General features: G+C 39.7%; 11 protein-coding genes. 9 read left to right on the forward strand and 2 right to left on the reverse strand.

All coding sequences use genetic code 11. The features are described from left to right. The first annotated feature begins 391 nt into the window (after positions 1-391). The gene (locus BJP37_RS07275) at positions 392-1,270 is read left to right on the forward strand and encodes an SDR family oxidoreductase (protein ID WP_075897628.1); all 879 of its coding nucleotides are present in this window, start codon (positions 392-394) and stop codon (positions 1,268-1,270) included. 159 nt (positions 1,271-1,429) lie between these two features. Here the strand turns inward: BJP37_RS07275 and BJP37_RS07280 are convergent, their stop codons facing one another. Continuing rightward, positions 1,430-1,723, reverse strand: coding sequence for a hypothetical protein (locus tag BJP37_RS07280; RefSeq protein ID WP_075897630.1), 294 nt, complete (start codon positions 1,721-1,723; stop codon positions 1,430-1,432). Here BJP37_RS07280 and BJP37_RS07285 point away from each other — a divergent pair. Beyond that, positions 1,701-2,288: a hypothetical protein gene (locus BJP37_RS07285; RefSeq protein ID WP_075897632.1), complete on the forward strand. Its 588-nt coding sequence runs from the start codon at positions 1,701-1,703 to the stop codon at positions 2,286-2,288. The two genes, BJP37_RS07280 and BJP37_RS07285, sit on opposite strands and share 23 nt — an antisense overlap. Positions 2,289-2,465: 177 nt before the next feature. Here BJP37_RS07285 and BJP37_RS07290 read toward each other — a convergent pair whose 3' ends face one another. After that, positions 2,466-2,672, reverse strand: coding sequence for a hypothetical protein (locus tag BJP37_RS07290; RefSeq protein ID WP_075897634.1), 207 nt, complete (start codon positions 2,670-2,672; stop codon positions 2,466-2,468). A 380-nt stretch (positions 2,673-3,052) separates the two neighbouring features. Between BJP37_RS07290 and BJP37_RS38730 the strand changes: the two genes are divergently transcribed. The 7 genes from BJP37_RS38730 to BJP37_RS42250 form a co-directional block, all read left to right on the forward strand. Further along, complete coding sequence (locus BJP37_RS38730; RefSeq protein WP_158069474.1) at positions 3,053-3,208, forward strand: hypothetical protein; 156 nt, start codon at positions 3,053-3,055, stop codon at positions 3,206-3,208. A gap of 8 nt (positions 3,209-3,216) precedes the next feature. Then, entirely contained in the window at positions 3,217-3,648 is a 432-nt protein-coding gene (locus BJP37_RS07295) for a MerR family transcriptional regulator (protein WP_075897636.1), read from the forward strand. A 567-nt stretch (positions 3,649-4,215) separates the two neighbouring features. Next, positions 4,216-4,929, forward strand: a complete 714-nt coding sequence (locus BJP37_RS07300) for a hypothetical protein (RefSeq protein WP_075897638.1) — start codon at positions 4,216-4,218, stop codon at positions 4,927-4,929. Positions 4,930-4,934: 5 nt separating this feature from the next. Further along, positions 4,935-5,549, forward strand: coding sequence for a hypothetical protein (locus BJP37_RS07305; protein ID WP_075897640.1), 615 nt, complete (start codon positions 4,935-4,937; stop codon positions 5,547-5,549). After that, positions 5,549-6,367, forward strand: a complete 819-nt coding sequence (locus tag BJP37_RS07310) for a hypothetical protein (RefSeq protein WP_075897641.1) — start codon at positions 5,549-5,551, stop codon at positions 6,365-6,367. The genes BJP37_RS07305 and BJP37_RS07310 overlap by 1 nt, the downstream gene beginning before the upstream one ends. A gap of 273 nt (positions 6,368-6,640) precedes the next feature. Then, entirely contained in the window at positions 6,641-6,859 is a 219-nt protein-coding gene (locus BJP37_RS38735) for a hypothetical protein (protein WP_158069475.1), read from the forward strand. A 254-nt stretch (positions 6,860-7,113) separates the two neighbouring features. After that, the coding region (locus BJP37_RS42250) for a MerR family transcriptional regulator (RefSeq protein ID WP_499884357.1) at positions 7,114-7,276 on the forward strand (163 nt) is incomplete at its 3' end.

Consider the following 7,276-nt stretch of genomic DNA (forward strand, 5'->3'; position numbering starts at 1 on the left):
TAAAATGGTGCAATAAGCGTAGGTTGGGTTGAAGAATGAAACCCAACACCAGTAACGCTTTGTTGGGTTTCCCTACCGCTCAACCCAACAAACATTTTTAGGTGTGCCACGACAGTAGGGTGCGTGATAAGACGGGCGAGCTCTCATTTTATCGCTAGCCAGTGTTAGGAAAGTCCGTCCCGTAACGCACCACTGGGTCAAACAGCTTTTAGGAGATGCACCCAATTGACAGTCTGGGGAAAAGTCCATCTAAGCTGACTGCTGAACGCTGTTCGCGTAGCGTGCGCGTAGCGCTTATGCTGTCAGCTTATTTAATGGGCACTTCAGGAAATCAAAAGATAGAACAGTAACAGGGATATCCGTTTTCCCCCCTTACTAACCCTAAATTTTGATGACAAAAAAACTCTTAGTGACAGGAGCTAGCGGTTTCCTAGGATGGAACCTTTGCCAGCTCGCTAAAGAAAAATGGGATATTTATGGAACTTATTTTTCCCAGACGATAGATATTCCGGGAATAAGCCTAGTAAAGGCTGACTTGAGAGACTTTCAAGACATGAAGCATCTGTTTGCTGAGATTCAGCCAGCAGGAGTAATTCATACCGCAGCTCAATCTAAACCTAATTTTTGTCAGACCCATCCCGAGGAATCATACTCGATTAATGTTACAGCTTCTATCAATATTGCTCGACTAAGTGCAGATTATGATATCCCTTGCGTGTTTACTTCCACTGACTTGGTATTCGATGGTTTAAATCCTCCTTATCTGGAAACTGATCCGGTATCGCCCATCAGCTATTACGGTGAGCAAAAAGTTATGGCAGAAGAAGGGATGCGATCGCATTATCCTAAAGTCGCGATTTGCCGGATGCCCTTAATGTTTGGCATGGCTCCTCCTACTGCCAGTAGCTTTATCCAACCCTTTCTCAAAATCCTGAGAGAAGGGCGACCCTTGAGCTTATTTACCGATGAAATTAGAACCCCTGTCAGTGGCACAACAGCAGCCAAGGGACTTTTATTAGCGCTAGAGAAAGTCCAAGGTCTAGTTAATCTGGGCGGAAAAGAAAGGATCTCCCGCTATGACTTTGGTTACCTGATGGCTGAGGTATTTGAGCTTTCCCAAGATAATTTAGGACGCTGTCTACAAAAGGATGTACCGATGGCTGCTCCTAGATCTCCGGATACTTCATTGGATAGTTCATTAGCATTTAGTTTGGGGTATCAACCGTTATCAGTGCGCGAGGAATTGGAAGGGTTACTGGGGAAAGTCTGAAAATTATAGCATTTATATTTGAGTTGTGAACAGAATCCCTTAGGTCAAGGCAAGAGGCAAGAGGCAAGAGGCAAGAGTTAATCAAATATATAACGCTACACCCAAGGCAAAAAGTGTGTTTAGGACCTAGATACAAACGCGCTTATTTAGCGTTCTGAATCAGATGTAAACCTGTATGGTCTTTTTTGATTGGACAATTAAACTTCCGATCTCTTGCCCCTCTTGCCTTTTGCCTGTTGCCTTTTGCCTTTTTCGGTCAGAAGACGTGATTTCCCTACCGATATTGCCGTAGTTACCACGAAACAAAACAAATCTCCCAATAGTCAATACTCCTAAGTGAAGAGGCAAACACCAGAAATTGGTCTTGATACTGCTGGTAAGTCCTCTACCTTGGCCTATGGGTACACCTTCAACTAATAACGGGAATAAGATGAAAAACTTGCGTGCAATCACCCCATCCTCTTATATTATTGCTGCCTGTGCATTAACCGGAATTTTATCCTTTAGTGCAGTAACTAGCCAAGCTGGTCAAAGTAAGTTCTTACCATCAGGTAACTCTACCGCAACCGCTCAGGTTGAATCAGTGGACAATCAAGACCTACTGGCAGCAGTACCGATTCCCAGCAGTGAATTACCACCAGCCCTAGAAAAGAATACCGTATTTCGTGCGATCGCAAATGGTGGTTTCTTTGGTCAAACCGTTGAAACCCGTCTGCTCAACAATGGACAAGTGATTCAGCAGTACATAAGGATAAATGGCAATAGCACTCCCACTGAGATTGCTCGCATTTCCCGTCAAGATGTCAAAGGCTTTGAAGAGTTTCTCAACAAAGACGTAGACTTTGGTCAGTTTGATCAGCTCAGTTACCCTGCTCCTATTGGTGCTGCTGATTACATCAGTGTTACCCTGACCAGCAATGCTGGTACCACACGTTATGCTGATATTGGTAGTAATCAGCTCCCGGAAGCTTTGCAGCAAGTGATTCAGAATTGGGAGACTATTGTGAGTAGTAAATGAGCGGTCAGTGGTCAGTGGTCAGCGGTCAGCGGTCAGCGGTCAGCGGTCAGCCATCAGCCGTCAGCAGTGGAATAGGCTTCCAGCCTGTGATGTAACCCATAAGCTGATTATTGATAACTTATGACTGATGGCTGATAACTGATCACTGATAACTGAAAGCTGATCGCTAATTACTCCCTACTCCCTATTCTCCTCAGATCCTTCTTCTATCTCCTGGCCAATATCAAATACAATGATAAATTTCCCATCAGGCATTAACCGCTTCAGAGCCTCCATGTGACCTTCCGCATCCGAGCGATTGCGGAAACGAGCAACAACCACTCTTTGCATCTTGGGCAATAACCTAACCACGGCCCATGGATATAGGCGTTGAGAGTACGTCATAATAATAAGTTATCTCCTTAACTGGGGGACGAGAGCCAGCCTTTCCTGTGAACTTCTTGAGGCTGGCTCTTACCGTGGAACGTTTCTTGATGCAGTCGCTCATGGGGGAAACCCCCAAGACCGCGCTGCATCGCTTTAGCGCCCACGGTAATTTCATTATAGCACAAATAATCTTCTAGTATAACATATTTTGAAAATTTTTGTAACAAACTTGTGAGGGAGTCGGGAGTCGGGAATCGGGAGTCGGGAGTAGTGGAGTCGGGAAAAATCCTGTTTCCCCAACCATTAATTAATTAATTTTGTAAGTGACTATGTGTGATGGTAGCTAGCCGCTGCGTGGACTCAAGCTACCTTAAGGGATTCTTAGGACAGGCCAAACAATGCTCCTTTGGAGCCGCGAAGCGATCGCATTTCCCTACCACACCCTAAACTCTTCCGTTTCTTCCCGATTCCCGATTCCCGATTCCCTAATCCCTGACATTGCCAATTTTATTTTTATCCTATATACTAGTATTATAGGAAGAGTTAATAATTAAGTCCACTAATGAACAAGTGCGTTGGAACTACTGAAGCGGCATCTCTATTAGGCATTTCTTCTCGACGATTGCGCCAACTCCTAGAGAAGGGTCGCGTCCGGGGTGCTTATAAAACTGGGAAATTCTGGATTATTCCTCTGTTCAACCATTTGCCACAAATTACTAAAGGTACTCGTGGACCGAAGGGGAAATGGCGCACTAGTCGTCCTCCCGCTTTAGCTAAGATTAATGTCAACCGTAATCACATTGGCTCCAATATCAAGAAAAGCCCTCAAGACCGGAAGCCAGTGATTTCAGTAAAACGAAGTGGTACCAATCTCTACGGCAACGAAGTGGAAATCCTTGGTCCATGTAAGATTGTCTATAATCCAGATAATCCACTGGATTGTGGTGCTCGTTTGTGGATTGAAACTTTTAGTGATATTCACTTTATTTCTTGATGCAGTCGCTCATGGGGGAAACCCCCAAGACCGCGCTGCATCGCTGGTGGAAGTTTTCCGGCTAGTCGGTGAGGGGGTCAAGGGTTTTGCGACTGTTAAAAATGATCAATTTAATTATTGGGCATTCCAGCAATTGAAGATTGATGCTTAGCTTACTTTATTTACTCTAGAAAATCGGGGTATCAGTTTGCCATGAGTAATAACTTGCGCCAGAAATAACCCAGCATGATATCCAAAACAGTCTAATCTAGACTCTCTGATGGAGGCAAGAATATAATTTATTCGTTATTGAGTGTATTTTGAGCTAGCTATTGATATCAGTAGTAAGGAATATGGATTTTTACCTGGGAACATCCCCACCTCCAAGCACATTAACAAACCCGCTGCGATCGCAAAAACCCTCACTCTTTCCCGCCCATTTCTTGCCTCACTACCAACCCCCTGTGCTCCCACCAGCCATCGGCCATGCTCACAAAATTTATTAAATTTTATTGCGAGATGTCAGTTATGAACATTTATAAAAAAATATTGTTCTAAAATTAAAATAAAGAAGCTTCAATTACTCTTATGAAATGGGAATGGGATACAGAGAAATTAAATTATTTCAATGGAACTATACCTTGGTTTTTTGGAAGAAAGCTTGGAATTCTTGGTGTTGATGATAGTGGTAAATCAACTTTACGTAAACTTATGGTAGATTGTGAGTTGGTAAAAGATGTCAAACCTACATCAAAACGTGAACGACATCGAATAGTAGTAATAAAAGAAAATAGAGCTAACAAAAAAATTGCCTTTTCTTATATCGATGATACTGCCGGAGACAGGAATAACTATAATGTTAAGAAAGAGGTTTTTAAAAAAGTAGACTATATTATTTATGTTGTCAGAAGTGAATATATTTTGGTGGTTGATAAGTTTGATAAATTTGTTAATAAATCAAAAAAACAACAATATATAACTGCTATTCAGCATGATTTTAAACATTTTGATGATTGGGGAAAAAAAAATAATTTTATTATAGTAGGTAATTATTTTGGTGATTTACGTGGAAAAGGAAAAGATATGGTGAACGTTAATCCAATAGAATGCGGAGTACCTAGTTTCTCAGATAGTGACTTCAGCAATTCGTATTTGAGAAATTTTAAAGATAGACTAAACACAGTTATCAATAATGCTCAAATTGCAAAAAACGCAGATTGGATTGTGGGTAGTCTTGTTTCAGGGAAATTTGCTAATCAATTAATCATAGATATACTTCATAAGTTAATGAAAACCAGTTAACGAATATGATTTCACTCTACTACTTTGTACCTAACTCCCAAAAAGATACTTCCGATTTACTTGTTAAAGATACTCCTGGTATACTTGTAACAAACTTAAGAGAAATTAAACTATTTGATACTGAAGGTAAATTAGTTATGAATCGTATTGATAAATTAAAATTGTCTAAATTTAAAGTCTTTAAGAAAGAGAGGATTGATTTTTTTTACAGTAATTTTGAGTTTTATATTGAAACTGTTACTCAAGAACTTGATATTACCAATCGTCCTGCAATTATTGGTATTTATGGAAAAATTCCTGTTTTTAAAAATGGATATACAGTTCAAGACTGGCTATTTTATATTTGTAATAGATTTGAAAACTTTTCAAAAAACATTGATCGTGAAATTTATGATTTACAGCTTAACACCATAAAAAAACAACTACTTGGTATATACTTACAAACAAAATGGAAAAGATTTGTATTTCCCATAATTCAATCTCTTATTTTTTTATTCACTCCAATATTTATTGCTTGGGTAATAAGCTCATTTTTGAATACAACTAATCTCATTGTACCAAGTTGTATTATTTCTATAAGCAATGGTATATTGATTATTTTAAACGAGGAAGATTGGTAATGCCAATTGGATATGAACCATACCCAAAAAAAATCCCTACCGCAAACGAACGGCGAGTTATTATTGTTTTGCCTGGCGATAAAATCGAACAGATCAGGAATGATAAAAAGTATGATAAATTCCACCAATCAATTAAAACAAGTGATCAAACTTGGCTAATGGATAACTTAAGAGAAAACTATCAAGATCCAGAAACAATTAGTTTTTTAGAAAAGCTAGATCATGAGAATATTCTTGATAATGGAAATATTCTTGTTCAAAGTTCTGAAGATCCGATCAAATATTTTTTGGCAGAGCAAGTTGAAAATAAGGTAGTTCTTCCCAAGTGGGATCACTATATAACAATCTGTAATTATTTAGGTGCTACAAGTATTGAATTAGATATTAATGATGTTACAAGTTTTGCAGAAAAGACTAACTTTATAGCAAAGAGCAAGATTTTTTTTTTGGATAATTTGTTTCCTAAAATATCTATAAAATTTTCTAAAAAACAGAAAATAAAATTAAAAAATCGTGCTGAGCTTAAGCTTAAAAAAGAACCTCCTAATCTAGATCTTGTTAAAGAATATGTAAAAAAATACTCTTTAGAAAAAGACGCAGATATTAGCTTTATAATCAATAATCGCAAGTTCAATAAAGACTTAGAATTCAAACGAAAGATAAATTTGTTTAGTGAAGTAGAAACAAGCCTGAATGTAGCAGCAAGTTTAGTAATACCGGAAAGTTTTACGCAGATAAAAGCATCTTTCAAAAAAGCAATTAAAGAAACTAGGAAATATACTGTCACTATAGCTTTAGATTTTGGCTATAAAAGCTAAAGCTATCCCACCCATCCCTAACCTCGCATCACCCCATCCATACTGGACGATTAAAATCCCTAAGCTGCCAATCTCGTTTCCGCGATCGCATGCATAGACTGACCGTAGCCTAAACTCTTCCGCTTGTTCCAAAGTTGGAATAAGTAAGTAATGTGATCGATCGACCATCCGTAACTATGCATGCGATCGCATGCATAGACTGACCGTAGCCTAAACTATTCTGCTTGTTCCAAAGTTAGGTTATTTGCGATTAGCCCTTCGGGCTAATCGCCTTTGGCGCGGCAACGCCTATCGCATTCCCGATTCCCAATTTTCGTGCCTATTCCGGTATTGACGCAGTCGCTAATAGTGGACACCACACCACTTAACTTGCTCTCCACCCTCTCCACACTTACCACGATTTCAACCCTATTCCCTGTTTCCTTTCTTCCCAATTTTCGTGCCTATTCCGGTATTGACGCAGTCGCTAATAGTGGACACCACACCACTTAACTTGCTCTCCACCCTCTCCACACTTACCACGATTTCAACCCTATTCCCTGTTTCCTTTCTTCCCGATTTCCTAACTATTCCGGTATTGACGGAGTCGCTAATAGTGGAAACCACAGCACTTGACTGCTTCCCACCCTCTCCACACTTACCACACTTTAGCTACTTTCATCCCTATTCCCTACTCCCTAAAGTTGCCAATTTTCCTTTTCTATATTAAAATAGTATTATAGGAAGAGTTAAGTGAGACTCCACTGATGAACAAGTGCGTTGGAACTACTGAAGCGGCATCTCTATTAGGAATTTCCTCTCGACGATTGCGCCAACTCCTAGAGAAGGGTCGGGTGCGGGGTGCCTATAAAACTGGGAAATTCTGGATTATTCCTCTGTTCAACCATTTGCCACAAATTACTAAAGGTA

This window comes from Moorena bouillonii PNG (assembly GCF_001942495.1).
Classification (GTDB): domain Bacteria; phylum Cyanobacteriota; class Cyanobacteriia; order Cyanobacteriales; family Coleofasciculaceae; genus Moorena; species Moorena bouillonii.

Coding starts and splice junctions, on each gene's coding strand:
- BJP37_RS07300 (WP_075897638.1), top strand. CDS start 4,216: ATGAAATGGGAATGGGATACAGAGAAATTAAATTATTTCAATGGAACT.
- BJP37_RS07305 (WP_075897640.1), top strand. CDS start 4,935: ATGATTTCACTCTACTACTTTGTACCTAACTCCCAAAAAGATACTTCC.
- BJP37_RS07310 (WP_075897641.1), top strand. CDS start 5,549: ATGCCAATTGGATATGAACCATACCCAAAAAAAATCCCTACCGCAAAC.
- BJP37_RS07285 (WP_075897632.1), top strand. CDS start 1,701: ATGAAAAACTTGCGTGCAATCACCCCATCCTCTTATATTATTGCTGCC.
- BJP37_RS38730 (WP_158069474.1), top strand. CDS start 3,053: ATGCTCCTTTGGAGCCGCGAAGCGATCGCATTTCCCTACCACACCCTA.
- BJP37_RS07290 (WP_075897634.1), bottom strand. CDS start 2,672: ATGACGTACTCTCAACGCCTATATCCATGGGCCGTGGTTAGGTTATTG.
- BJP37_RS07295 (WP_075897636.1), top strand. CDS start 3,217: ATGAACAAGTGCGTTGGAACTACTGAAGCGGCATCTCTATTAGGCATT.
- BJP37_RS07275 (WP_075897628.1), top strand. CDS start 392: ATGACAAAAAAACTCTTAGTGACAGGAGCTAGCGGTTTCCTAGGATGG.